The sequence below is a fragment of the Moraxella sp. CTOTU49097 genome, from assembly GCF_032064105.1.
GTDB classification, from domain to species: domain Bacteria; phylum Pseudomonadota; class Gammaproteobacteria; order Pseudomonadales; family Moraxellaceae; genus Faucicola; species Faucicola osloensis_B.
Genome location: NZ_DAMBOA010000007.1, coordinates 56,974 through 83,839, shown reverse-complemented (window position 1 = coordinate 83,839; position 26,866 = coordinate 56,974). Strand labels below are relative to the sequence as shown.

Annotated in this window: 24 protein-coding genes; 14 read left to right on the top strand and 10 right to left on the bottom strand. The window is 45.7% G+C overall.

What is annotated here, in order from left to right; all coding sequences use genetic code 11:
• Positions 1–185: 185 nt before the first annotated feature.
• Genes RT064_RS06245 through cysM form a run of 4 tightly spaced genes read right to left on the bottom strand, consistent with a single transcriptional unit; the run spans position 186 to position 3,283 of the window.
• Entirely contained in the window at positions 186–722 is a 537-nt protein-coding gene (locus RT064_RS06245; protein WP_313062480.1) for a hypothetical protein, read from the bottom strand.
• 18 nt (positions 723–740) lie between these two features.
• Entirely contained in the window at positions 741–1,445 is a 705-nt protein-coding gene (locus RT064_RS06240) for a fumarylacetoacetate hydrolase family protein (RefSeq protein ID WP_313062479.1), read from the bottom strand.
• Entirely contained in the window at positions 1,442–2,320 is an 879-nt protein-coding gene (locus tag RT064_RS06235) for a 3'-5' exonuclease (protein WP_313062478.1), read from the bottom strand. Before RT064_RS06235 ends, RT064_RS06240 begins: the two co-directional genes overlap by 4 nt.
• A gap of 39 nt (positions 2,321–2,359) precedes the next feature.
• Positions 2,360–3,283 (bottom strand): cysteine synthase CysM, encoded by a 924-nt coding sequence (cysM, locus tag RT064_RS06230; RefSeq protein ID WP_313062477.1) that lies wholly within the window; start codon positions 3,281–3,283, stop codon positions 2,360–2,362.
• Between the two features lie 378 nt (positions 3,284–3,661).
• Between cysM and RT064_RS06225 the strand changes: the two genes are divergently transcribed.
• From RT064_RS06225 to RT064_RS06215, 3 genes are all read left to right on the top strand, one after another.
• Positions 3,662–6,967: an ATP-binding protein gene (locus RT064_RS06225; RefSeq protein WP_313062476.1), complete on the top strand. Its 3,306-nt coding sequence runs from the start codon at positions 3,662–3,664 to the stop codon at positions 6,965–6,967.
• Positions 6,968–7,158: 191 nt separating this feature from the next.
• On the top strand, positions 7,159–8,064 hold the full coding sequence (locus RT064_RS06220; protein ID WP_313062475.1) for a crotonase/enoyl-CoA hydratase family protein: 906 nt from the start codon (positions 7,159–7,161) through the stop codon (positions 8,062–8,064).
• 38 nt (positions 8,065–8,102) lie between these two features.
• Positions 8,103–9,761, top strand: coding sequence for a phospholipase D family protein (locus RT064_RS06215; RefSeq protein ID WP_313062474.1), 1,659 nt, complete (start codon positions 8,103–8,105; stop codon positions 9,759–9,761).
• A gap of 38 nt (positions 9,762–9,799) precedes the next feature.
• Here RT064_RS06215 and RT064_RS06210 read toward each other — a convergent pair whose 3' ends face one another.
• From RT064_RS06210 to ubiG, 4 genes are all read right to left on the bottom strand, one after another.
• Positions 9,800–10,066, bottom strand: coding sequence for a DksA/TraR family C4-type zinc finger protein (locus tag RT064_RS06210; protein ID WP_062333234.1), 267 nt, complete (start codon positions 10,064–10,066; stop codon positions 9,800–9,802).
• A 92-nt stretch (positions 10,067–10,158) separates the two neighbouring features.
• A complete protein-coding gene (locus RT064_RS06205) occupies positions 10,159–10,929 on the bottom strand; it encodes a YciK family oxidoreductase (protein ID WP_050325276.1) in 771 nt (256 codons plus the stop codon).
• A 112-nt stretch (positions 10,930–11,041) separates the two neighbouring features.
• Positions 11,042–11,752: an HAD family hydrolase gene (locus RT064_RS06200; RefSeq protein WP_313062473.1), complete on the bottom strand. Its 711-nt coding sequence runs from the start codon at positions 11,750–11,752 to the stop codon at positions 11,042–11,044.
• Between the two features lie 40 nt (positions 11,753–11,792).
• Positions 11,793–12,527 carry a bifunctional 2-polyprenyl-6-hydroxyphenol methylase/3-demethylubiquinol 3-O-methyltransferase UbiG gene (ubiG, locus tag RT064_RS06195; RefSeq protein ID WP_128681130.1) on the bottom strand — a complete coding sequence of 245 codons (735 nt, stop codon included), beginning with the start codon at positions 12,525–12,527 and terminating at the stop codon, positions 11,793–11,795.
• A gap of 497 nt (positions 12,528–13,024) precedes the next feature.
• Between ubiG and RT064_RS06190 the strand changes: the two genes are divergently transcribed.
• On the top strand, positions 13,025–13,648 hold the full coding sequence (locus RT064_RS06190) for a thiol:disulfide interchange protein DsbA/DsbL (protein ID WP_040403627.1): 624 nt from the start codon (positions 13,025–13,027) through the stop codon (positions 13,646–13,648).
• A 153-nt stretch (positions 13,649–13,801) separates the two neighbouring features.
• Here the strand turns inward: RT064_RS06190 and RT064_RS06185 are convergent, their stop codons facing one another.
• Both RT064_RS06185 and RT064_RS06180 read right to left on the bottom strand, forming a co-directional pair.
• Positions 13,802–15,256, bottom strand: a complete 1,455-nt coding sequence (locus RT064_RS06185; RefSeq protein WP_313062472.1) for a phosphohexomutase domain-containing protein — start codon at positions 15,254–15,256, stop codon at positions 13,802–13,804.
• An 83-nt stretch (positions 15,257–15,339) separates the two neighbouring features.
• Positions 15,340–16,539, bottom strand: coding sequence for a nucleotide sugar dehydrogenase (locus RT064_RS06180; RefSeq protein WP_313062471.1), 1,200 nt, complete (start codon positions 16,537–16,539; stop codon positions 15,340–15,342).
• A gap of 329 nt (positions 16,540–16,868) precedes the next feature.
• Here RT064_RS06180 and mazG point away from each other — a divergent pair, with 329 nt between their 5' ends.
• The 10 genes from mazG (at position 16,869) to RT064_RS06130 (ending at position 26,806) form a co-directional block, all read left to right on the top strand.
• On the top strand, positions 16,869–17,693 hold the full coding sequence (gene mazG, locus RT064_RS06175; protein WP_313062470.1) for a nucleoside triphosphate pyrophosphohydrolase: 825 nt from the start codon (positions 16,869–16,871) through the stop codon (positions 17,691–17,693).
• Between the two features lie 334 nt (positions 17,694–18,027).
• A complete protein-coding gene (locus tag RT064_RS06170; RefSeq protein WP_313062469.1) occupies positions 18,028–18,342 on the top strand; it encodes a hypothetical protein in 315 nt (104 codons plus the stop codon).
• Between the two features lie 217 nt (positions 18,343–18,559).
• Entirely contained in the window at positions 18,560–18,880 is a 321-nt protein-coding gene (locus RT064_RS06165; protein WP_313062468.1) for a ComEA family DNA-binding protein, read from the top strand.
• A gap of 243 nt (positions 18,881–19,123) precedes the next feature.
• Complete coding sequence (pcnB, locus tag RT064_RS06160) at positions 19,124–21,361, top strand: polynucleotide adenylyltransferase PcnB (protein WP_313062467.1); 2,238 nt, start codon at positions 19,124–19,126, stop codon at positions 21,359–21,361.
• The gene (folK, locus tag RT064_RS06155) at positions 21,358–21,852 is read left to right on the top strand and encodes a 2-amino-4-hydroxy-6-hydroxymethyldihydropteridine diphosphokinase (RefSeq protein WP_313062464.1); all 495 of its coding nucleotides are present in this window, start codon (positions 21,358–21,360) and stop codon (positions 21,850–21,852) included. Before pcnB ends, folK begins: the two co-directional genes overlap by 4 nt.
• Before the next feature lie 272 nt (positions 21,853–22,124).
• Positions 22,125–22,940 (top strand): 3-methyl-2-oxobutanoate hydroxymethyltransferase, encoded by an 816-nt coding sequence (gene panB, locus RT064_RS06150; protein WP_313062519.1) that lies wholly within the window; start codon positions 22,125–22,127, stop codon positions 22,938–22,940.
• Positions 22,941–22,959: 19 nt separating this feature from the next.
• Positions 22,960–23,904: a pantoate--beta-alanine ligase gene (gene panC / locus RT064_RS06145; protein WP_313062462.1), complete on the top strand. Its 945-nt coding sequence runs from the start codon at positions 22,960–22,962 to the stop codon at positions 23,902–23,904.
• Between the two features lie 2 nt (positions 23,905–23,906).
• Positions 23,907–24,782, top strand: coding sequence for an RNase adapter RapZ (rapZ, locus tag RT064_RS06140; RefSeq protein ID WP_313062459.1), 876 nt, complete (start codon positions 23,907–23,909; stop codon positions 24,780–24,782).
• A 51-nt stretch (positions 24,783–24,833) separates the two neighbouring features.
• Complete coding sequence (gene yjgA / locus RT064_RS06135; protein ID WP_007116564.1) at positions 24,834–25,343, top strand: ribosome biogenesis factor YjgA; 510 nt, start codon at positions 24,834–24,836, stop codon at positions 25,341–25,343.
• 230 nt (positions 25,344–25,573) lie between these two features.
• Positions 25,574–26,806, top strand: coding sequence for a sugar transporter (locus RT064_RS06130; protein ID WP_313062457.1), 1,233 nt, complete (start codon positions 25,574–25,576; stop codon positions 26,804–26,806).
• Positions 26,807–26,866: the final 60 nt, after the last annotated feature.

Here is a 26,866-nt window from a genome sequence, read left to right as displayed (position 1 = left end):
GTAGTGATACCATGTTAAATGATAATATCATTGTAGGTTGGGTTAGTCAGTCTTTTATGGCGTAACCCGATAACTTTGAGGGTGACATTCGTGTTATGCTGTCGCTAACACGACCTACAACGATATATTGAATTTTGTTTTATTACTTAATTATGGACAATTAGGCTAGGTAATTCTCGCCTAGTTTATTTTATATACACTCGATTAAATTCATCAATCAAAACAGGCAATGCTTGTTGGTAATAATGTAACCAAGCCTGTTTAGCAGTGCTACCCCCATAATTGTTAATAAAACCATCACATAGCGATTTTTCAATTAACGGTTCATTGATAAAATTCTCGTCAAGGCGATTAACTGCGGTAATGACTTCAAGTGTAGCCAATGCCTTTTTATCCAATTTTTCAAAATTATCTTGCCATTGATGCGTTTGAGCCAAATCGCTTTGTATCGTTGGAAAAATTGTTAATAAATTATCTGTTACAAACTGAACTTTATCAGCATAATCAGATGAAATTTTAGAACAGCGGTGATAAAAATAGCCTGTGGCAGATACCGCAAAATTGGATAAAATAATTTGTTGGTCTAAAGAAGCAACTTGTGATTTATCAATCGGTTTTTCAAAATATGAATTGACAAGAATTTTTTCAATGTCAGAATTTTTTGTCTCTGCATGACATGTCAAACCCATAAACAACATAAGTGCTAATATTAATTTTTTCATGATTAACATCACTTAATTCTAAACCACCACCAATTCAATTTTGCCCAGTCCATCAATTTGCGCCAGTATGGTATCGCCTTTGACCACCGCACCGACGCCCGCTGGCGTACCTGTAAAAATCAAATCCCCTGCTTTGAGTTCAAAAAACTCAGATAAATTGGCAATGGTTTCTGCCACATTCCAAATTAACTGATTGATATTGCCTTGTTGTTTAGGCTCGCCATTCACCGCCAGTGAAATATTTGCTTGTTGTATCTCAGCAACGCTAGCAACGGGATAAATTTCGCCAATGGGTGCCGAATAGTCAAACGCCTTGCCAATCTCCCAGGGGCGACCGTTTTGCTTCATGACGTTTTGCAAGTCGCGGCGCGTCATGTCGAGCCCCACGGCATAGCCAAAAATCAGTTCATGTGCCTGTGCTACACTCACATTGGCGCCCGCTTTGCCAATCGCAACCACCAATTCTACTTCATAATGTAGCGCTTGCGTTTTAGTCGGATAAGGCAATTGGGCAACGCTATCGGGTCGAACTGCAATAATCGACTCACTGTCACCGGCTTTACAAAAGAAAAATGGCGGCTCACGGTCCGGGTCACTGCCCATTTCCCGGGCGTGGTCGGCATAGTTGCGCCCCACGCAATACACGCGGCGGACAGGAAAGGTGTGCTCGGACTGATGGATGGGCAATGCCACCACTTGGCTGGGTGGAAAAATGGTATTCATGGTGATTCTACTTGGGTGGTTGGGGTATCAGATGGCGGCTGGGTGATGGCAATATCAGTGACATGAGTGACATGTTGGTCAGCGGCTAAATTGCTAGCAGGTTGCCACGCTTGCAAAAATTTATCATGGCGCAGGCTATTGTCTTGATTGGTGAACGATTGCAGATAGTCTCGGGTGGTGGATTCCCATTGCTCGCTTTGCTCAACTGAAAATTGTCCCGTCAGTCGTTGGTAGCGCAAAAAAATCAGCCAAGTATTGAGCACATCACTTTCACAATAAGTGGTGAGCTTATCCCATGCTTCTGCCTGCACCATAGGCAACACATCATAGCCGTCCAACGCTTGCTTGCCTGCAAAGCCGCATAGGGATGCCACGACATCGAGTTTTTGTGACGTGCTATTCATGGCAAGCTTCACCATCAAATCGGTATGACGGTCATGATAGCGGTTGATATAGTTGTTGTATCTCATCTCACCGGTTTGGCTAAACAGCTTGGGCGCTGTTAGACCATGCTGTAACGCTCGATACACCATGACGGGTATATCAAAGCCCTTGCCATTCCAGCTCACCAACAACGGATTTTTTTCGATGGCATTAAAAAAGGTTTGAATCATTTGCGCTTCGCTATGGTCAGCCAGCGACAGCGATTTGAGGGTCATTTTGCCGCCCGCCACCCATAACACCGAAAGACAGGCGATTTTGTGCAAAGGCAAGGGCATAAAAGGATGCCCAACATCTTGCTCACGCAGTGCCATGAGCTTGGTCATGGCATCGTTATCCGATAACCCAGCCAACTCAGGGTATAGCCGCTTACCTGTGGCAACATCGGGTATGGTTTCGATATCAAATACTAAAATCGGCGCTGGCGTAGCCATAATACTTCCTTGTTAGTTTCTGCTGTATGTTATTAGGTATTAAGCGTCATCTTTAACACCAAACAACCCTGTTGATAGATAACGATCGCCACGGTCACAGACGATAAATGCAATCACCGCATCCGGGTGTTCTTTAGCGATTTGGTACGCTGCCCACGCCGCACCACCTGATGATACCCCCGCAAAAATCCCTTCTTCGCGGGCAAGCTTACGCATAAACACTTCCGCATCGTGCTGCTCGATGTCTATCACCCTATCGACCAAACTTGGCTCGAAAATCTTTGGTAAATAGGCGGCTGGCCATCGGCGAATCCCTGCGATATTAGCACCTTCAGCGGGCTGTAAACCGATAATTTGCACGTTTGGGTTTTGTTCTTTTAGGTATTTGGACACGCCCATGATGGTGCCTGTGGTCCCCATTGAGCTAATAAAGTGGGTAATCGTGCCATTGGTTTGCTGCCAAATCTCAGGACCTGTGGTCAGATAATGCGCTTGTTTGTTGTCAGGGTTGTTAAACTGGTCAAGTACGATGCCTTTGCCTTCTGCCTGCATTTGCTGGGCAAGGTCACGTGCCGACTCCATGTTATCGACTTCAATCAATGTCGCCCCATACGCTGCCATAGCGTCTTTACGCTCTTGGGTAGAGTTGCTAGGCATAATCAGCGTCATGGCATAGCCGCGCATTGCCGCGACCATGGCAAGGGCGATGCCTGTATTACCACTGGTAGCCTCAATGATGGTGTCGCCTGGCTTGATAGTGCCACGCCTTTCCGCTTGATAAAACATGTTATAGGCAGGGCGGTCTTTCACTGAGCCCGCTGGATTGTTGCCTTCAAGTTTGGCAAGCAGTGTGGCTGTACCTTGGTCGGTTTGCGGTGCAAATCGCGCCAGCTTGACCAGTGGTGTATGTCCAATGCAGTCATTGAGCGTGCTGGTTTCAGTGATGAAATTATTGTGGGTCATAAGACAACCTTAGTTTTTGGCCATGAACTTTTGATAATACGAGTTTTGAGTAGACGCATTTAGTCTATCTTATAGATTAGCTAGCGTTAATTAGTTTTTTTAACAGTAAATTTTTTGGATTGCGCGCGTAGTTTAGCAAAATTCGTATCACCCGTCAGTGGCGAATCATGATTATTGTGCCAGTCATTTTTCCACCGCTACCCCATCTGATTTTATCTCGATTTTTTGCTGGGGTATAGACTTGTCAAAAATTTACTTGCGACAAAAACCCCAGCCGCGCAAGCAAAATTGGCTAAAATCCTATAAAATGAAACGCTATACCCCAAAACCCTGATAAAAAATCTGATGCCTAAATTAGGCTGATGCAAGGCTAGCAATGTGAGCAAACGATTTCACTTGGATTTTTCCACCGCTTATGGACAGTTGATACTGTTGGTGTTTTTGCCGATTAGCGCACTCGCGTTGACGGGTGGTTTTTTGGTGTTATCAGATACCAGCCGTGCTGCGCGTACCATTCAGCAATCAACCGCCGATAATTTGCTGGTGACTCTGCAGCCTGTCGCCGCTTCCATGCAGACGAATCTGCTTAAAATCAACCAAGCGCTATCTGCAACTAGCACTCAGCCTAATAGCAATAATGGCTCAAATAAAGATGGCTCAAATAAAGCCGAGCTGTCGCCCAAAGAATTGGCGACACTGCAAGACAATGTGAAATTTGCCCTACAAAATGCCATCAACGACAAACACTTGCAAGGCGTGGCGATTGTCAACGAACAAAGCAACGTGTTGGTTAGTTTTGGGGATTTGTCACAACAGCCCAATCCGCGCTTGTTGCCTTTTTTGGGACGCCACCTTGAGGCGCAAAGCAATACGCAGCAAACTTATTTGCTGACGCAGCTCAACACCCAATCCAACAGCCTGTTTAATAGCAAGGGTAGTAGTTTATTTGGTCGAAAATTGGTACTAAGCGCGCCCGCCAATGCGACTGCCCCACTACCGACCTTATGGATTATTGTCAATATTGATAATGAGCCGCTACAAGTGGCTCGCTATCAAGTGATGTTAGCGTTAGCGATTACCGGACTCTTTACTATTTTGCTGCTGCTATTGACCACCCACATATATGCTAGACGCTGGATTGCGCCGATTTATGAGATGCGGTTACATTTGCAGCGCACCAACGCCAACAACCTGTATAAACCGATGACCATCAACGCCAGTGGTGAAATCAACCAGCTGCAACAGGATTTGGTCAAGACCTTAAGACGTCTGCATAAAAGTTTCCAAGAACTCAAAAATCACGCCGAGCAGACCGAAGATGATTTACGATTGGCTTTTGATGAGATGGAAATGCAAAACATCTCAATTCGCAATGCGCGTGATGCCGCGGTTTCAGCCAGTCAAACCAAATCGGCATTTTTAGCCAATATCAGTCACGAATTACGCACCCCACTTAACAGTATTGACGGCTTTATCAACCTATTATCCCGTCATGGCGGCTTAAATGCCGAGCAAGACTTGTACGTGCAAACGATTCGTAAGTCTTCAGCGCACCTATTAGCACTGGTCAATGACGTGCTTGATTTTTCTAAGATTGAAGCCGGCAAACTGGTACTGGATAGTCATGAATTTGACCTGTATGCCAGTATCTACGATGTGGTGGATATGCTATCGCCACTGGCGGCAGAGAAAGATTTACGGCTGGCGGTGTTCTTCTATGACGATGTGCCGCATTATCTGGTGGGGGATGCGTTACGTACCAAGCAGGTTTTGACCAATCTTGTTAACAACGCCATCAAATTTACCGATGATGGCGAGGTCATTGTGCGGGTCAGTCTGGATGATGACATTGATGATTTAATTCATATCAGTGTGCAAGACACAGGGCGCGGGATTTCGCCTGAGCATCAAAAAGTGCTGTTCCAAAGTTTTTCGCAAGGCGATCCGTCGATTACTCGCCAGTACGGCGGTACAGGGCTGGGGTTGGTAATTTCAAAACAGCTTACCTATCTGATGGGCGGCAATATTGGTTTTTATGACAACGCCACTGAGCAAGCGGGTGATGCGAGCCAATCGCACAAAATCAAAGGCACGACGTTTTGGTTTACCTTGCCGATGACCATCAGTAACCAAGAGCAGCAGCGGCTGCTTATCCATGACCCCATTTGGCAGTTACCCGCCATCGTCCCGCCAAAAACCGATGCTGGTTATATAGCGGCTGATACCACTGCTGCGGTAAATATCTTGGTTTGGATTGACCATCCTGCAAGCTTACAAGTGTTAAAAGGCTCGCTGCGTGAATTACCGATTGCCATTACTACCGCAAGTACGCTAGCAAGCCTACTTGAATCGCTCAAAGAAACAGGCAATCATTGGGATTGGGTCATCGTGGACAATGGTACCACTGAGGACACCACGTCGCTGCTCAAACAAGTACGCTTACATTATGCCGGTAAATTGCTACTATTTGGCTATCAGGTCAATCTTGAGCCAGAATTGTTGTCGCGTTACCAAGCACAAGCCTTGTATCAGCCGCTCGATCGTCGCCAACTTTATCAGCTGCTCGATAGCAATTCTGCCAGCAGCCAAGAGCCCACACTGCCGCAGTGGCATGGCTTTACTGTGCTTGCCGTGGATGACCATCTGCCCAATTTATTGGTACTAGAAGCGTTATTGGCTGAGCTGAGCATTAATGTGGTGACGGTTAATAGTGGGTTTGATGCCATTGAATACATCACCACCCACCAGTCACAAAGCGATACCGCCGTGGATTTGATTTTTATGGACATTCAAATGCCAAGAATGTCAGGCAGTGAAGCCGCCATCCAAATCCGTAAGGTTGAAACGCAAGCAGGACATCAACATATTCCGATTATTGCCCTGACCGCACATAGTCTATCGGATGAACGCGATAAATTATTGGCATCTGGGATTGATGACTATGTAGGCAAGCCAATCAGTCAAGCCCAGTTATTGCAAATCCTGCAACGCTGGTTGGGTAAACACAGCACGTCCGTGTCCGCTGATGTGACTTTTGACTCAACCGCTGATGTGGCTTCTGACAAATCGGCTATCAACTCACCCATCTCGGCGCGCTCGATAGCGCCTATAGCGTCTGTGGCAAATAACCCGCGTACTGCACCTGCAACCCCTAAAGAGAGTACCGTATTTGCTCATACGCCATTAGCCGCCTCAGCGACTACCACCGATGACAACGCTAATCTACCAAGCCTACCATCAGTCAGCAGTCAGCATAGCGCTGAGTCACTAGCAAGTCTTGCGGTTATTGATTGGGATGATGCGGTGATGCGGGTAGCAGGCAAGCCTGATTTGGCAGCCAACTTGATTACCCTGCTGATTGAATCGATTGATCAGGAAAAAAGTGACTTGCAGCAGGCTTGGCAGCGCCACGACAGGCAAGCCTTGTCCCACGCGGCGCATCGCATTTTAGGGGCGAGTCGTTATACGGGCGTACCACAGTTACGCCAAGCCAGTCAAAATCTTGAAGACAAGTGTTTGCTAAATATCAACAATAGCTCGCCTGCGCAATTTGCCATTTTGGCGCCTTATTATGAGCAAATGCTACAAGCGCTCGATAACTTGGCAAAGGCTGATTTGAGCCAATTCCCTGCACTCAAATATGCCCAGCTCAAAGAAAACGACATGACTTGGAAGATGATTTGACGCCCATCACCACAATGCCGCCTAGGTTTGGCATACTTGCTATTCCACGTTACCTTTCTCAAACGTATCGTCCGATATCGCCTCTTGTGCCCAACCAATAAAATCAGTAAAGTGAGATTAATGATTGCAAATCTTCGCGTTTCGCAACATTTTTTTAAGTGTATTGGGTTGGTCAAATTTTAAGGATGCGTATGTCGGTTTTGTCGTTATCAAAAATATTGCCGGGTGTAGGGTTTTTGCCATTTTCTCAGCGTACTACTGCTTCATCTTTAGCGCAGCGTATCAAAGCTGCAAACGATAACCTTGCACCCGATGTGCGGTTGGAACTTAGCGGTGATGATAGCGTCATTGTTTGGCTGACACGGATTGACAAGCGCAATGCGTTAAGTTTTGCGTTGATGGATAAACTCATTGATTTAGCCCACCTGCTCACCACATGGACGGACGTGCGGGCGGTGATTTTGGCAGGTGAAGGTAAAAGCTTTTCTACCGGCATTGATTTGGCGGATTTAAACAACCCAAAAAACCTAAAACAGGTCGCTTGGGAGCTTATCAAACCGTTCCAAAGTAAATTTCAAAAAGTGTGCCTTGTGTGGCGAGAACTACCGATGCCTGTCATCAGTGTATTGCATGGACATTGCCTTGGCGCAGGACTACAGTTGGCACTGGCGACCGATATTCGTATCGCCACAGCGGATTGCCAATTTGCCATTATGGAAGCCAAATGGGGACTGGTAGCGGATATGGGACTGACCCAGTCTGCGATGGGGGTGCTACGCGCGGACATCGTCAAGGAGTTAGCGATGACGGCACGGATTTTTGATGGGCAGCAGGCCTGTGACTACGGTGTGGTGAGCCATCTAAGCGACACACCGATGGAAGTTGCCAAGAATTTGGTCGCAGAATTAAGCAGTCGCTCCCCCGATGCCGTCCTGGCGAGCAAACGCATCATCAATGCCATGTATCACACGCCTGCAACAACCTTGTATCAAGAAAAACTGTGGCAAATCAAATTACTGCTGGGACAAAACCGCAAGCTTGCCGTCAAAAAAGCCAAGGATGAAACCGTCAAATTTATTGGGCGTCAATTTAACTAATTTAACCTAGGGCTTAATTGACCTTGGTGAGTGCCATCATGCTAAGACCCCTGTTCAAACGTCGTCTTATTTTTTTAGCCAGCCTATTTTTGCTAGGTATGGCGATTTTGTTTTTTATCGCCTGGTGGGGTCGTCTGCCTGCCAACACGGGTAAACCAAGCACTTACCAAACCGCCGTCATTACCAAAGACCATCAAAAAACGGTGGCAACCGATATGCCACCTGATGAGCCCTCCAGCCGTTTTCGCCAATTTGGCTCGCAAAGCATGGCCGATGGCATCGCAGAGTTGGTTAAAAGCAATCCACAAAAAACGGGCGTTTATCCCTTGCCCGATGGCATGGATGCGTTTGCCGCCCGTATGCTGCTGATTAGCACCGCAGAAAAAACGCTAGATGTGCAGTATTATATTTGGAATAACGACATCACTGGCAATCTGATGTTCCAAGCCATCAAAGAAGCGGCAGAGCGCGGTGTGCGCGTGCGATTATTGATAGATGACAACAATACCCGTGGTCTCGACCCAACGCTGTGGGTACTCAATGAACACCCCAATATTGAAGTGAGATTGATGAACCCCAATCGTTTTCGCTCGTGGCGCTGGCTAGGGTTTGTGGGCGATTTTGAGCGGCTCAATCATCGTATGCACAACAAATCCATCACCGCTGATAGCCAAATCACCATCACGGGCGGGCGGAATATCGGGGATGAGTATTTTTCTTTAAACCAAGAGATGGTATTTTCTGACCTAGATGTGCTGATGGTTGGGCATATTGTGCCGCAGATGTCACAAGCGTTTGACCAATATTGGAACCATAAACTGGCTTTTCCTATCACCGATTTGGTCAAAGAACCTGAGCCATCTGCCCTAAACCAAGTGTTCACCCCAAAAACCCAAAAAGCTGATAAACCCGCATCACAACAACTCGACCCGGTGCTAAAGCTGAAAAACGACTATCTAAAGCGCTTGGTGGCAATCGACTTTGTCAACCAAATCAAACAACAAAAATTGCCGCTCTACTGGGCAAGCGTGCAGCTATTGACGGACAATCCTGATAAACTGGGCAGCAAAGCCAATACCCAAGGGTTAGACATCAACCAAAGCTTAGGTAAAATCAGCCGTGAACTCAATTTAATCTCTGCGTATTTTGTACCCACAGAGCAAGGCAAAAACTATTTTATCAACCTTGCAAAAAAAGGCGTAGCGGTGAATATTTTGACCAATGCCATGAGCGCCACCGATGTCAAACTCGTGCATTCTGGCTATGCCAAACACCGCAAAGACTTACTCAAAGCTGGGGTCAAGCTATATGAGCTCAAGCCCAACGCCATCAAAGACAATTTGCGTGATTCATACTTGACAGGAAGCTCTGCAACCAGCTTGCATGCCAAAACGTTTGAAAGCGATGGTGAAAAGGTGTATATCGGCTCGTTCAACTTTGATCCACGTTCAGCCTTGACCAATACCGAACTTGGCGTTGCCATCGCCCACCCTGTACTTGCCAACAAAATCCGCAGTGAATTTTTGCAAGCCTTGCCAACAACCAGCTACACCTTGTCGCTCAAAGATGACAATATTCAGTGGTCAACGCTCGAGAACGGTCAAATCGTCACGTATGATGAAGAGCCACAAACCAAGGCTTGGCAGCGTACGCTAGTATGGATGCTATCGCACCTGCCGCTTGAAAAATTTTTATAAGCTGTCATTGTTATGAACGACAGCATTCGCCAATACGCTTAGCGCAATTGGCTATCCTTACTACCACGGCGATTAAATAGCTCAACTTTTTGCTGATGCTGTTCTAGCGATTGTTGACAACGCACGCACAAGTGCACCCCTGGCATCGCAAGACGCCGTGCTTCGGGGATTGGGGCATCGCACTCCTCGCAATGAGTTAGGCTCTCGCCCTGTGGCAATGCCCGTTTTGCCCGTGCAATCGCATCATTAATAGTCGCTTCAATTTGCTCGTTTTCTGCGCCATCTGCAGCCCAACCACTTGCCATATTTTTCCTTAGATTTTAATAAGTTAACCATAATAATATGGTAGTGGTTTTATCAAATTTCAATAGCGTATTAACGCCGTCATCGCGCCATTTTATTGTGGCTGTAAATCAATCACCTGACCTTTGATACCTGCCGCCTCATCACTCATCAAGGCAACATACGCACTCATCAAGTCTTCTGGCGCAAGCAAGGTGTTGGGGTTTTCGCTCGGATAGGCAGCAGCCCGCATTTGGGTACGCGTGGCACCGGGATTGATGCAGTTAAAGCGCAGGGTGGTGGTTTTTTGGGTCTCTTGGGTGAAAATATCGCTCATCCCTTCTACCGCCAATTTTGACAGCGCATACGCCCCCCAAAATGCGCGTGGACGGCTGCCAACACTACTAGAGGTAAACACCACTGAGCCACTTTGTGCAGATTTGAGTAGCGGTAGCAAAGCTTGAGTAAGGGTAAAGGTGGCATTAAAATTGACTTTCATCACTTGCTCAAAAATAATCGGGTCATACATCTCAAGTGGGGTCAATACACCGAGCAACCCTGCATTGTGTAAAACACCGTCCAAATGCCCGACTTCACGCTCAATCAAAATCGCCAATTGCTGCATTTCTGTGTAGCTTGCGCTCTCTAGATTCATCAGTAGCATGGCAGGCTCAGCACCGCCTTCTGCTTCAATTAGGTCATACACGGCTTCAAGCTTGCTCGCGGTTTTGCCAAGTAGTAGCACGGTCGCGCCATATTTTGCATAGCTTAGCGCGGCTGCTTTGCCGATGCCATCACCTGCCCCTGTGACCAAAATATTTTTACCTTTTAGACAATCGGCAGGTGGAATAAAGTTACGGATATCATCATGGGTTGCTAAAGTCATAGTTTCCTCAAAATTTTTCTCAAAAGCTTGCTAAAAAATTCCCTAAAAATCGGGCAAATTGTTAACACCTTGTCTATGAATCAATCGCCTAGTTGCTTGTTCAAGTGTCTGCTCAAGCATCCGTCCAATCCACAAGCAAAGCGGTCAATTCAGCGACGCTATGGATTATGTTATCTGCGCCCCAACTGCCCAAATCCGCTTGGTCTTCAGGGGGAATGTAGCCATAAGCTGCCAAAATCGTGCGCATATTCGCCGCATTGCCCGCTTGAATGTCACGGATATGGTCACCGACATACACACAATCTTCAGGCTGTAACTGACGCCCGAGTTGTTCATTCAAACGCGCTACTGCCAAATACATGGGCTCTGGGTCAGGTTTAGTGTATTTGACATCATCAGGGCATACTAGTACAGCACAGCGCTCAGTTAGCTGAAGTTTGTCTAACAAATTTTCCGCCAAATAACGCGGCTTATTGGTGACAATGCCCCATACGATACCACGTGATTCCAAGTTTTTTAGCAGCGAATCAAGCCCATCAAACAAGCGGCTATCGACACAGATATCGGCCTCATAGGTGTCCAAAAACTCTTGCCGATAAGCCAGCAAGGTTGGGTCATCCTCAGTCACATTGACAAGCTCGCCAAACATCAGCTTGACCATCGCTCTGGCGCCCGCAGAAACTTGCTCACGAATGGCGGTATCACTGGGTGCTGGGTGCTGGTGTTTGGCGCACATCACCTTAATAATCCGAATAAAATCAGGTGCTGTATCAATCAAGGTACCATCAAGGTCAAACAATACAGCTTGGCATTTTTCAGTCATTTTTTGCTCAAATCAACGATTAATATTTTAGTAAAGCCAACTACTGAGGCTTATATACCGCCATCATGTAGTTAACGTCAACATTTTGTGCCAGCCAATAGTGCTTGATAAGTGGATTGTAATGTAAGCCAATTAAATCTTGACGTTTGCAGCCTGCCCGCTGGGCAAAACGATCTAACTCGGCGGGGGTGATGAATTTTTCATAATCATGTGTGCCGCGTGGCAACAAGCGTAATAGGTATTCAGCGCCAATCACCGCAAACAGGTAGGATTTTGGGTTGCGATTGATGGTCGATAGTACCAATACGCCATTGGGTTTGAGCAGGGTAAAACAAGCATTGATAATGGACTGCGGGTCTGGCACGTGCTCGAGCATTTCCATACACGTCACTACATCAAACTCACCAGCGTGCGCTTTGGCAAAATCTTCTACAGCAACACAAGCAAAATCAATCGCTTGGTTGGTCTGCGTAGCATGGATTTGTGCTGCCTTGATGTTCGCCTCTCCCAAATCAATACCCGTCACTGTAGCACCGCGCACTGCCATACTATGCGACAAAATACCACCACCACAGCCGACATCTAACACTTTTTTGCCGGTTAATCCTGATTGCTGGCGGGCGATGGTTTGCTGTTCAATCCAGTTTAAGCGTAGCGGATTGATTTGGTGCAAGGTGGCAAACGCGCCTGATTTGTCCCACCATTCATTGGCAAGGTCGGTGAATTTTTGTACTTCTTGTAAGTCGACGTTTTGCTGTAGATTCGGTTGTGTCATGATGATAGTTCCGTTTGATTTTTACTTCGCTATTTTTCTAATTCGATACTTTTTACTTTAATAGCATGTTATCGCGCTTTTTGAAATGCGGTTGCTTGCTAAGCACAATGGCTATCAAAAATAGCCTTATTCTAACAGTTTTTAGCCAATGCGCTGTAGAATTTATGTGGCAAGCTGATAGCGTAAAATGTAGGATAAATTTTTAAGGTAAAATAGCTGATTACTACCCAACCACATAACCGCCCAATTCTGAACGTCACTAATAAAATAAACTTAAAAAACATAATTTTTAATTTAGAAAATTTAACTAACATATTGCTTATTTTTTTCACCAGTGTAGTTTTTTTTAGTTTACAAAGTATTACACTTAGGTGCATCCTCAATTTATGATAGTATAACGCGCAGGTATTTTCGTATTTTGAGCCCTGCTAGCAAGCGATTTTCTATAAGATATGAGCCGTGCTAGACCCTATGATTTGACTGTTAATGAGGCAACCATGAAAAAATTAGCAATGACCGCAATCGCCGCCGCTATCGGCTTGACCAGTTTATCAACCCAAGCTGCAGATTTTGTAGCGGGTCAAGACTATAAGGTGCTTGCAAACCCAGAAAAAATTGAAGGCAATAAAATCATTGTTCGCGAATTTTTTTGGTATGGTTGCCCACACTGCTACAAATTAGAACCTTATATGGCACAGTGGTCAAAAAAATTGCCAGCTGATGTGGTGTTTATGCAGACGCCTGCTGCGATGAACCCTGTGTGGGAACAAAACGCCCGCGGTTTTTATGCTGCGCAGTTGTTAGGTTATCAAGGCAAAACCCACCAAGCGATGTTTGACGCAATTCAAAAAGACCGTCAAAAATTGTTTGACCAAGCCTCTATCGGTCAATGGTATGCATCAAAAGGCGTGGATATCAATAAATTTAACAGCATGTACAATTCTTTTGCGGTGAATACCCGTATCGCGCGTTCAAAAGATGCGGCGCAGCGCTTCCAACTATCAGGGGTACCTGCGGTTGTCGTTGATGGCAAATACGTTGTTGAGGGTGAGGATGGTAAAGTGCCACAAGTGGTTAACTATCTCATCAATAAAGCCCGTGCTGAGCGTGGCGGTAAATAATCCGCCAGCCATTTGCTGAGGCTTAATGGTTTTAGCTTAAAAAGGTTTTAGCCTAGATGGTTTTAGCTTAAATAGTAAAAAAGCCGCTTCAATGAATTAACGTTGAAACGGCTTTTTTTATAGCAGCGGCTTTTTTATGGTAGTTAATAAAACCTAGTGGTCGGCTAGCGTGCCGCCTTGTGCCACAATCCAATTTTCTAGCTGTTTGGTTTTTTCATCTAATAGCGTTTTATCACCGCTTGCTTCGACATTGAGACGAATCAGTGGCTCTGTGTTAGAAGCGCGGACGTTAAAGCGCCAGCGTGGAAAATTGACCGACAAGCCGTCGAGTTTATCGAGGGTCGCCGTTTGGCTATCAAATTGTTGGTAGCTTTCTTCAAGTTTTGCCAACACCGCAGGCGCAGTGATACCGTCTAATTTAAAGTTAATCTCACCTGAGATGGGAAAAGCGGCAATCATCTCATCAACCAGTTGCGACAGTTTTTTTGGCGTCTCTGTTTTGCCTGATTTTGACAGCAATTCAATCACCAATAACCAAGGAATCATACCACTATCGCAGTAGTTAAAATCGCGGAAATAATGATGCGCAGACATCTCACCGCCATACACTGCGTTATTTTCACGCATGACTTGTTTGATAAAAGAATGCCCTGACTTACTGATAGTCGCTTTACCACCGGCCGCCGCAATGACGCTTTCGGTATTTAAGATATTACGCGGGTCATAGACAATCGCCTCGGCAGGATTTTTATCCAAGAAAGCTTTGGCAAGCACCCCCACTACATAAGTGCCTTCCAAGAATCGGGCGTTTTCATCAAAGAAAAAACAGCGGTCAAAATCGCCATCAAACGCAATCGCCAAGTCCGCTTTCTCCGCCAATAGCTTGTCTGCTGTCACTTTACGGTTGGCAATAATCATGGGATTGGGAATACCATTGGGAAAACTGCCATCAGGCGCATGATTGATTTTGATAAAATTAATAGGCGCGTTGGCAGCTTGTAGACGCTGCTCAAGCAAATCAATCGTTGGCGCGGCACTACCGTTGCCACAGTTGACGACCACTGTCAAAGGTTGTAACGCGTTGACGTCAATATAGCTTATGAGATGGTCGATATAGGCGGTTTTGTCTTCTTTTAACTGATACTCGCCTCTATTGGCTGCCGCTTTGAACGCGCCTTTTTCTGCGATTTGTTGAATGTCTGCCAAGCCAGTGTCCGCGCTAATGGGTTTTGACTGTTCACGCACCAATTTTAGCCCGTTATAATTGATGGGGTTGTGACTGGCGGTCACTTCAATACCGCCAATCGCGCCATAGTGGCTGGTGGCAAAATACACTTCTTCAGTGCCTGTCATGCCCAAATCAATCACATCGATGCCTGCATCTAATATGCCTTGTATGGTGGCTTTTTTGAGTGCTTCACTACTGGGCCGAATGTCACAGCCAATCACAATCGCCGATTTTTGCTCATTTGATAGCGATGCACTTAAAAATTGGGCGAAAGCACGTCCGATACGGTAGGCAATGTCCTCGTCAAGGTTTTTACCGAGTTCGCCGCGGATGTCATAGGCTTTAAAAGACGAAATTGTGATGGGAGAAAAATCATTCATATACGTGGCTCATGGGATTAAGAATTAAGAATGTCATTCAATTAACTGTTAATTACTCAAAATCAGTTATTCACTAGCAATGATCAGCTATCACCAAACACATCGCGGCTATACACTTTTGTCTTGACGTGCGCTAATTCGGGATGTAATCGGTTCGCGACAATCACATCGCTGGTTTGTAAAAAACTGGCTAAATCATTGACTACAGGACAATCCATAAACTGCGCTGACGACAGACTGGGCTCATAGATTTGTACATCAATGGCATGTTGTTTGAGCAGTTCAATAATGTCCAAAATCGCGGAGTCTCTAAAGTTATCGGCATCTTTTTTCATGCTTAATCGGTATACGCCCACAGTATTAGGCTGCTTGGCGATAATTTGACGTGCGATAAAGCGTTTGCGGGTATTGTTGGCATCCACCACCGCATGAATCACATTGGCAGGAATCCCTTCATAATTGGCTTTAAGCTGTTGGGTGTCTTTGGGTAGACAATAGCCACCATACCCAAATGATGGGTTATTGTAATGCATGCCAATACGAGGGTCTAAGCTCACACCGGTGATAATCGACTCACTATCAAGCCCCATGCTTTCAGCAAAGCTATCTAACTCGTTAAAAAATGCAATGCGTGTGGCAAGATAGCTATTGGCAAATAGTTTGACCGCCTCTGCCTCAGTGGGCGGCATAATTTGGCTTGGAGTGTGGGTTTGTTCGCTGGCAGTTTGGTATTGGGTGATTAGTTGGTGACAAACATCTTGCAGCGCTGGCACATGGTTTATATCACAGCCAACGATAATACGTGACGGATGCAGGTTGTCATATAATGCTTTGCCCTCGCGCAAAAATTCTGGCATAAACAAGATACGCGTATCAAATTTTGTTTGCATGTCACGGGTAAATCCAATCGGCACAGTCGATTTGATCACAATCGGCACTTGTGCGTTGTGATCGCGTACAGTTTGGATACTGGCTTCTACCGACGAGGTATCGAATTTGCCAGTGGCGACATCGTAATTGGTCGGTGTGGCAATAATCACCAAATCTGCGGTTGAAAAATCCGCCTCACTCACCAACTGCGATGCTAAATTCAGTGACTGGGTTGCCAAGAACTGCGCAATCAACGCATCGTCAATCGGCGACGCTTGCTGTTGTAATTGGGCAATTTTTTGGGCATCGATATCGACCAAGGTGACTTGGTTAGCAAGTTTAGGCTGGGCTAATAAGACGGCATTGGACAGACCAACATAGCCTGCCCCAATGACAAAGATAGTTGTAATCATGGGTGATGGAACCTTACAAATCGCAGCAAAAATTGGCGAAACCGTCGCGTATTTTCAGCCTTGATATTTCTTATATTTTTAAATTAGGTAAGTTTGTGCCAATATCACTATAGTTTGACAAAATGGCATAGCAATGACAACGATTATTTTGCAGCCTCTGTGTTTTAGGTATCTGTATTTCAAGCCTCTGTATTTTAGGCCTCTAGACTGTCAAGGCAAATACACTCACTAATGGGCTTAGATTGCCATGTCAAATGCGCTAAAATAGTTAGGTCAATTATATTGTGAATTTTTCATCATTTACTATTAATCACCCTTCAGAGATAACGATGCAACCGACTTCCAATTTTGCTGACCTCATTGCCTTAATGGCACGACTGCGCCAAGACTGCCCTTGGGATAAAAAACAAACCAACGACAGCCTCATTCCCTACGCCCTAGAAGAAACCTATGAGCTGGTCGAGGCCATACAATCGGGCGACATTGACGACATCAAAGGTGAGCTTGGCGATGTGCTACTACAAGTGGTTTTTCACGCTTGTCTATACCAAGAGCAGCAGCAGTTTGATATCAGCGAGGTGATTTTCACCTTACAACAAAAACTCATTCGCCGTCACCCGCATGTGTTCGACAAAGAAAATCTAAAAACCGATGAAGATGTCAAAAAACGCTGGGATGAAATCAAAGCCTTGGAAAATGCCGAAAAAGCCAAACAGGGTAAACTGGCAAACCATCGCCGCGCCCTTGATGCGGTCAAGGCAGGCTCAGCGTTGATGCAAGCGCAAGAACTACAAAAAACTGCCAATAAAGTCGGTTTTGACTGGGATGTGGTGTCGGGTGCGGTGGACAAATTGGACGAAGAAGTGGCAGAGCTCAAAGAAATCTTACCAATCGATGGTCAAAAACCGACGCCTGAGCAAAAAGCGCTGCTAGAAAAAGAACTGGGTGATTGTTTCTTTGCCCTAGTCAATATTGCCCGCAAACTGGGCATTGATAGCGAAAAAGCGACTTTGACCACCGTACATAAATTTCGCTCTCGCTTTGGCTTTATTGAAGATGAGCTAGCTAAAATCGGTAAAACCCCTGAAACTGCTAGCTCAGAAGAAATGGATAACTTGTGGGATTTGGCAAAACAGCATGAAAAACTTGTATAAGGGGTTTGAGCACGGGCTATGTTTTAGGTTTTAGATTTTAGGGTTTAGTGTTATTGACAGCTAATACCCTGTTTACATGCCGTGTACATTTTTTTGGTAAAACAGTTTTTTAGCTAAGTTTGTACTAAGTTTGGGGTGGCATAATAGCTCACATCAACTCATTAAACCCATATATTAAACCAATTTGGTTAATAGCATTGATTTAATAGCATTGATTTAATAGCATTGATTTAACACAAGCTTTGATTCGTTTGTTATTGAATCTATCTTGTTTATTCAATCTTGTTGATCCATTACATAAATCGGTATAACAATAATATTTTAAGAGACGACTATGAAAAAAACGCTATTCGCATCCGCCCTAGCTTTGGTATTTGCTTCAACAACCGCTTTTGCAGCACCGGCTGTACCACCTGTACCTGCCCATAACGCACCTAGCCAAAACGTAACTCACAAAAAAGTGACTCATGAAAACGTGCGTCATGAAAAAGAGGTTCGTAAGAATGAGTTACACCATAAACCTGTCAAAAAAATTGTCAAAAAACCTGTTAGAAAACAGGTGAAAAAACATTATGTCAAAAAACAGGTCAAAGTAAACCGTGGTCACCCTCATATAAAAGGAGAGCATGCAAAAGGTCAGCCAAGATAATTTCTCGTTATCGCCACAAGACTTTAATGCATAGTAAAAGCCGAAACCTGACTGGGTTTTGGTTTTTTTATTGCCCAAGATTTATTGTTCCAAAAGTCTGGGCAAGGTATACTGAGTCAACAGGGATTTGACCGTTAAAGCAATGATTTTTCGATTATTATTTGGCTCAACTTTTGCCATTTTAGTTCTAGCCATTTTAGTTCTAAGTATATGGGCAATGCCCGCACAGGCGCAAGTATGTACCCCAACCTTGACGCCCGAGCAGGCTTTTTTGGCCGTGACAAATTTGACGGATACTAGTGGTACCACAAAACCCTCTGCAAATGTCCTTGCCAATTCATCCAAAGTGATTAATATCAATACCGCCAGTGAAGCACAGCTTACACAGCTTGATGGTATCGGTGCTAAAAAAGCGCAGCAAATTATTTTATACCGGCAAATGATAGCGCCGTTTGCCACAGCGGATGACCTAGCCAACGTCAAAGGTATCGGCAAAGCGACTGTCGATAAAAATCGCCACCGCATTACCACCCAATAGTGATAGCTCAATAAAGCATGGGCAATCATCATAAGCCTATTCTCATGTTTTATACACGCTGTACTAGCAAGCAAACCGCCTCATCCTATACCGCTAACGTCTTACGAATAATCAATCAGTAGACAATATTTTTTGCTCACTGGATTTTTTGTAACCGTGAATTAATATCCCTAGTTAGGCAGAAATTTGGTACACTAACCGCTAATAAATTTCTGCCGTTTTCATGGATTTTGGTTACTATACATGGCAAAAAAAACTCGCAAATCACCTAGCACGGCAACCGCTGCTGGCAATACCGCAACCGATTATGTTTTAGATAGACAGTCGGCTCGCCGGGATGCCAAAAAACTGGGCTTAAACAAAGCTGATTTACCCAACTCCATCAAAGAAGTGATTAGCACACTGACGCAGGCGGGTTTTGAAGCCTACATCGTCGGTGGTGGGGTGCGTGATGCCTTGTTAGGCTTAAAGCCCAAAGACTTTGATGCTGTGACCAACGCCACTCCCAACCAAATCAAAGAAGTATTTGGCAAACGCTGCCGCATCATCGGACGGCGTTTTCAGCTGTGTCATGTGTATTCTGGTCGCGATATGATTGAAGTTGCGACCTTTCGCGCGCCGCCTAAGGATAACAATCATCTCACCGAAGACGGCATGATCATGCGTGACAATGTGTGGGGTGATATCTATCAAGATGTGGTGCGCCGCGATTTTAGTATCAATGCCCTGTACTATCAGCCATTTGACGACATCGTTTATGATTTTTGTGGTGGGCTCAACGATATTGAAAACCGCACCATTCGTCTGCTCGGTGACACCCAAAAACGGGTGGAAGAAGACCCTGTACGTCTGCTACGAGCGCTGCGTTTTAAAGCAAAATTGCAGTTTCATTTTGACAATGCCTTAAACCAACAATTCAACGCGCAAAACTGGGCATTATTGGCGCAAGTATCCCCTCACCGCTTGTACGATGAGACGCAAAAAATGTTCACAGGCGGCTACTTGGTGCCGATGTTACCGCTACTATTTGATTATGGTGCGTTTTCCCAGTTGTTGTTTTACCCACCTACAAGCGTGACACCGCTACTCAATCAAGTCACCATCAATACTGATAGGCGCATAGGTAGTGGTAAAAGCATTAACCCTGCGTTCTTTTATGCGACTATTTTGTGGGAAAACTATCTGTATTTATTGGATAAGTTTAAAAAGAACACACCGTTTAGCGACGCGCAAAACCAAGCCGCCAATAAAGTGTTGGACAAGCAGCGCCAGCACACAGCCATGCCCAAGTTTGCCGAGCAATTTATTAAAGATATTTGGCTCATGCAGCCAAGACTTGCCCAGCCGCGCAAAAAAAATCTACAAAAGCTGTTTGAAAATCCGCGTTTTCGGGCTGCCTATGACTTTTTGATGATGCGTGAGCAAGTGGAAGCCAAAAACCAAGCGCTTGCCAAACAACATGGCGCAGCGATCACGTTGGATGATGAAAGCACCAACGGTATGGGGCATTGGTGGGCGTGGTTTCAAACCCTAGGTGCCAAACAACAGCAACAAGCGATTGATGAGTTTGACCTTGAATCGGTGCGTTTGCGCTTTGCCAATATTGTCAATCAAACCAGTTTTGAGGATGACAGTGTTGCTTACCAAACTAGCGATGCGGTGCCTGATAATGAAGCAGGCATGGGTAGCGATTTGAGTCATGGAAAGCGCCGCCGCGAACGACGCCGTTTGCCGGTTGCAGCAAGCAGCCAAATCGAGCATGAACTGCTGCAAGATACAGCGCTATCTACCAAAGCGCACAAACTAACACAGCAGCAGCAACTTGAAAAAGCCCAACTGCAGCAGTTATCACTTGCCACTCACACCAACTCAGCACCCGCTAAGTCACTGATTGTAGCGCCAATCACAGCGCAAAAAGACGATGACCACCCTTATCAGCCGATAGTTTCTGCTTCAGTATCAGCTTATGCTGAGACAAGTGCACGCCCAAATAGCTCACACCCAAATGATTCGCACCCAAATAATTCACAACTAAGTCGCTCACGCAAACGCGACAAAGCCTATTTATCGGCAGCAAGTGTGCCTGCCAAACGTGCGCGACGTACCCCTAGCTCAAACTGGTCGATTTTGGAGCAACGCCAGCAAGCGGATATCGCAACATCCGCTAGTGATTTGCGTGGCGAACCTGTCAGCCCAACACCCGTCAAACAAAGCATTGACAATCAGGCGGTAACTCATCCTGATATTGATATTGTCTCTAGCACTGACATTGGCACGGTCAATCATTCGGCACCCAATGAATCAATGATTGATAGTAGCGTGGTACAGCCAAAGCCAAAGCGAGCGCCACGGACGCGTAAAAAAGCGGTTGCTGATAGCAAAGTCTCAGCAGAAGCGGTGACTAAGGATGAGCCACCGGCAGCGGCAGCGCCAAAACGCACGCGCAAACGCGCGGTCAAAATCGACGGTCATCAGCCATGATTACGTGCTATATCGGTTTGGGTGGCAATATCGCAAACGCACTTGGTACGCCAAGGCAGCATATTGCCAATGCCATTGCAGCGTTTTACGCATCGCCGCACTTTGCCAATGTTACAGCATCATCACTGTATCAATCCAAAGCCTTTGGGGTCACCGACCAGCCCGATTTTTTTAATGCCGTGGTAAAAGTTGATACCGATTTGGCACCCTTAGCCTTGTTGGATTTTTGCCAAAGTTTGGAGAGCGCTGCCAAGCGCACGCGTTTGCGCCACTGGGGTGAGCGTAGTTTGGATGTCGATGTATTGTTGTATGGCGATGAGACAATCAACAATGCGCGTTTAACCGTTCCACATGAAGGCTTATTTGCGCGTAATTTTGTGCTTATTCCGATGCTAGAGCTTGACCCGACCCTTATGGTAAATGGGCAAAAATTGGCAGATTTACCGACCAGTCAACAGTGGCAGGGCTTGGAAAAATTAACCGGAGTTTAATCTATATCAGTTAACATGGATTTTTATAAAAATTAACAAATTATTGGGGATATGGATTTGAAATCGCAAAAAATTAAACCATTGATAAAGTAACGTTTTTTGTTTTCCCTATTTCTTGTTTTTGCCTGTTTCTTTTGCCCTTGCTTCTTTTAGCTTTACTTCTTTTATCCTTGATTCTTTTAACCTTGCTTTTTAAAGGAAACCGCATGAGCTACGTTAGCAACCTAGAATCTAACCCTGATTCAACAACTGAGTCAACATCTGCCGCAGCGATGACCAAGCCTAAATTACCTGTGACTTTGTCCACCTTGAACAAACTTAAAGCCAATGGCGAGACGTTCTCGTGCTTGACATGTTATGACGCAAGTTTTGCAGCAGCCATGCAAGTTGCAGCGATTGATACGATTTTGATTGGTGATAGCCTTGGCATGGTGGTGCAAGGACAAACCTCAACCTTGCCGGTGACAATCGCAGATATGGTATATCATACCCAAAACGTGGCTCGTGCCAACAGTCATGCACTGATTTTATGTGATTTACCTTTTATGAGCGTTGCCACGCTTGAGCGCGCACTCGATGCCAGCCAAGCGGTGATGCAAGCAGGCGCGCATGTGGTCAAAATCGAAGGCGGTGCCGAGCTTGCCGAAATCGTGTCAGTGCTTGCCAACAACGGCGTGCCGACCTGTGTGCATCTAGGCTTGACACCGCAATCAGTGAATGTGTTTGGTGGCTACAAGGTACAAGGCAAAACCGATGCGCAAGCGGAAAAACTCATGGCTGACTGTCAAGCAGTGGTAGAGGCGGGCGCCGCTATTTTACTGCTCGAATGTGTCCCTGCTGAGCTTGCCAAAAAAGTGCGTGACACTTTCCCCGTGCCAGTGATTGGTATTGGCGCAGGTGTTGAGTGCGATGGTCAAGTGCTGGTTATGCACGATATGCTTGGGGTATATACCCGTAAACCTGCGAAATTTGTCAAAGACTTTTTGACCGACGAGCATAACGAAACCAAAGATATCACCGGAGCGTTTAAAGCTTATCATAAAGCGGTCAAAGACCGTACGTTCCCAACGCCAGCGCATAGTTTTTAGTAACCATAAAGGCAAGAAAATGCAAGTATTTCACACCATCAGCGCATTACGTGACACCTTAAAACCTTTACGCCATCAAGCGGCCGCACCAAAGATAGCGCTGGTCCCCACGATGGGTAATTTGCACAGCGGTCACGTGACCCTCGTCAAAAAAGCCAAAGAACTTGCCGATATCGTGGTGGTCAGTGTGTTTGTTAACCCAACCCAATTTGGTGTGGGTGAAGACTTTGATACCTACCCACGCACGCTAGAGGCTGATGTGGCAAAACTTACCGACGCGGGAGCGAATTTTGTATTTGCCCCAAGCGTGGAAGAAATGTACCCGACCTACCCTAACAACGTGCAAGTGCTGTCAGGCGATATTAGCAAAATCCTGTGTGCCAACACTCGCCCCACCCACTTTGATGGTGTCGGCTTGGTGGTGAGCAAACTGTTTAATATCGTCCAAACTGACATCGCTGTTTTTGGCAAAAAAGACTATCAACAACTTGCGATTATCCGCCAGTTGGTGGCTGAGCTAAATTTCCCCATTGAGATTGTCGGGGTGGATATCGTGCGCGCTGAGGACGGGTTGGCATTATCGTCTCGCAATCAATACCTAAGCGAAGCAGAACGTCAACTTGCTCCCACCTTACAAAAAAGCTTGCAACAGCTGGCCAATGAGTTAAAAACTGCCAATTTTGCCGATTTTGACAAGATTATTGCCGGCGCAATTGATAAGTTAAATCGCGTGACGGTGGCTGATTCAGGCTTTAAAGTGGATTATTTGGAAGTTAAAAATCGCTTATTACAACCGCCGAAGCCCACTGATAAAGACTTGGTAATTTTGACCGCCGCTTTTTTGGGCAAGAAAACACGGCTTTTAGATAACCTAGAGTTTAGTCGGGAACCGAATCAGGAACTGAATCAAGAATTGGGTAGCGATTTTAATCGACAACCTACCACCGCATCTGTGAAGGATTAACTATGTCAACGCTACAAGTTATCATTGTTTCAGGACGTTCAGGCTCGGGTAAGACATCGGTTCTCAACATTATGGAAGACTTTGGCTATTATCCAATTGATAATTTGCCACTCTCGCTAGTCCCTAGTGCCATTGATAAACTTGTACATGACAGCCAAATTTATAAAATCGCCATTGGTGTGGATGTACGCTCACCACAAGCGGACTTATCTCGGTTTGCCGAGGTCTATCATAAGCTCATTGAGACTTATAGCAAACCGGCGATTAAAATACTGTATGTGACTGCCCAAGAAAGCGTCCTGGTGGCACGTTTTGACGCCACGCGCCGTCTGCATCCGTTAATGGCGGTAGCGGGCAATCTACCCAATGCCATCAAAAAAGAAATCGATATTTTAGAGCCGATTGCTATTCGTGCTGATATCAAAATTGACACCAGCCTACTTAATATCCACCAACTCAAAGAAGTCATTCGCGATCATTTGGGCGTGGATAATGCGGTAACCGTCAATATTTTATCCTTTGGGTTTAAATATGGGGCACCGATTGATGCCGATTTTATTTTTGATGTGCGCACCCTACCAAACCCCCATTGGAAGATTGAACTGCGCAACCAGACAGGGTTAGACGATGATGTCAAAGCATTTTTTGATGACTATAGCGAAGTAGATGACATGGCGAATGATATTATCGCTTTTTTTAAAAAATGGTTACCGCCTTTTTTGCACAACAATCGCCATACCGTGACCATCGCTATCGGCTGTACTGGGGGCAAACACCGCTCTGTGTATATCGCAGAAAAATTGGGCGAATCACTGACCCAATCGCTACCCAAAGAGATGGTGGTACGTATCAAACACCGTGAAAAAAACCGCTGGTAGTGCGTTCTGAATCAACTTTATACTGATGATTGATAACTTTGAGATTGATAAATGATTAATTTTGCTGAAATGGATATGGCGGTTAGCCGTACCGAACTAAAAAAAGCCCATGAACGCCTACAGCGACTGGCTGAGCCGCTTGCCAATTTGTCAAAAAAACAAATGAAAGCACTGCCTGCCAGTGAGTTTTTTTTGGATGACTTGCTGCAGCTTGCCGATATCACCAGCCATGAAGCACGTAAACGTCACATTAAGCGTTTGGGTAAATTGCTGGCTGAAGAAGAACCGCATGCGATTGTCGAATTTTTATTTCGCCATACCTTTAGCCCTGAGCAACAAGCCAAAATTGAAAGTTGGCAAACGCGCCTAAATTTGCAAGATGACAATACCTTAAAACAATTTACCAAAACCTTTTTTGACAGTGAATTCAACACCATCAAGCAGCTCCTGATTTGGATTGCCTACGCCGAATATACCCAAGATGATGAATTGATGAATGAGAGTGTGGCTGATTTACACACTTATATCCGCCAAGTGGCGATTTTGTCCAAAGGTAAATAGTCGGACTGATTGCCAGTTTTCTAACCACTTATCCCTAAGTTGCGGGGCTAGTGGGTATTGCTTTTTTGGTAAATTGGGGTTGATGGGTGTGCGGATGACTGTATGAGTGATTTATCCGCTATGCATTGGGTTATGGCGCCACCCTGTGAGTCGATTTTTTACTAGCAAAACTATTTTCATCATAAAATAACGTAAAATTGCTTTTATTTTATAGAGTGAGCCGCTAAGGTATGCCATCAGCCTTAGCCATCCTGCCCGCAATGAGTTATTTTCACCAGTTACGCCAACATACCCAGTCCAATCCCAACTATCCCAACCAAATTCGCCAATGGCGCGTGATTGTCATGGCTATTTCGGCATTTATTTTTAATACCACCGAATTTGTGCCGATTGCGCTGCTCTCTGACATTGGTCATAGCTTTGCCATGCCGGTAGAAACGGTGGGACATATGATCACTATCTATGCTTGGATTGTGGCTATTTTGTCGCTCCCTGCCATGCTTGCTACTGCCCGTATCGAACGGCGTAAGCTATTGATAGCATTATTTGTTATCTTTATCGGGGGGCATGCAGTATCGGTGATGGCGCAAAGTTTTGCCATGCTGTTGGTTGGACGGGCATTGATTGCGCTAGCGCATGCGGTGTTTTGGTCAATTACCGCAAGCCTTGTGGTGCGTGTGGCGCCCAAAGATCGTCAAACCAAAGCCTTGGGGCTATTGTCGATGGGTAGCGCGCTGGCGACGGTGCTTGGGCTACCGTTAGGTCGGATGATTGGGCAGTGGCTCGGGTGGCGGATGACGTTTGGCACGATTGGTGCGGCTGCGCTCTTGGCAATGATTATGGTGTGGTGGATTTTGCCAAAACTGCCGAGCAAAGATGTCGGCTCAGCCGCAAGTTTACCCAGTATCTTCAACAATATCCCCTTGCTCACTGTCTATACACTCACTGTGCTATGTGTGACGGCACACTTTACGGCGTACAGTTATATTGAGCCTTATATGCTGACGATTAGTCAGTTTAGTCAGCAATTTGCCACGGTGATTTTGCTGAGTTTTGGGGTGGCAGGGTTGCTAGCAAGCTGGCTATTTGGGCACTTTTATGACCGTTTTCCACGGGCGTTTTTGATTAGCGCGATGGCAACGCTGCTGTTTTCGTTGTTGGCATCGGTCTGGCTGCCTCATGTGCCAATCTTGTGGCTTGTCCTAGCGATGCTATGGGGCTTGGCAATTACGGCGATTAGCCTTGCTTTTCAGCTACGCGTATTGCAGCTTGCGCCGAATGCCACTGATGTAGCAATGTCAATTTTTTCAGGAATTTATAACATCGGTATCGGCGGCGGCGCGTTCGTCGGTGGACTGGTGATTGCAAGCCTAGGACTGGCCATGGTGGGTTATGTAGGGGCAGGTGTCGCGCTCATTGCCATGGTTTGTTTAATGGTGTATTTGGCGCGCACCCAAAAGTAATCAAACCCCAAAGCTTACTTGTAATTGCGCTTGCGCTTAGACTTACGATTGGGCTTGCTT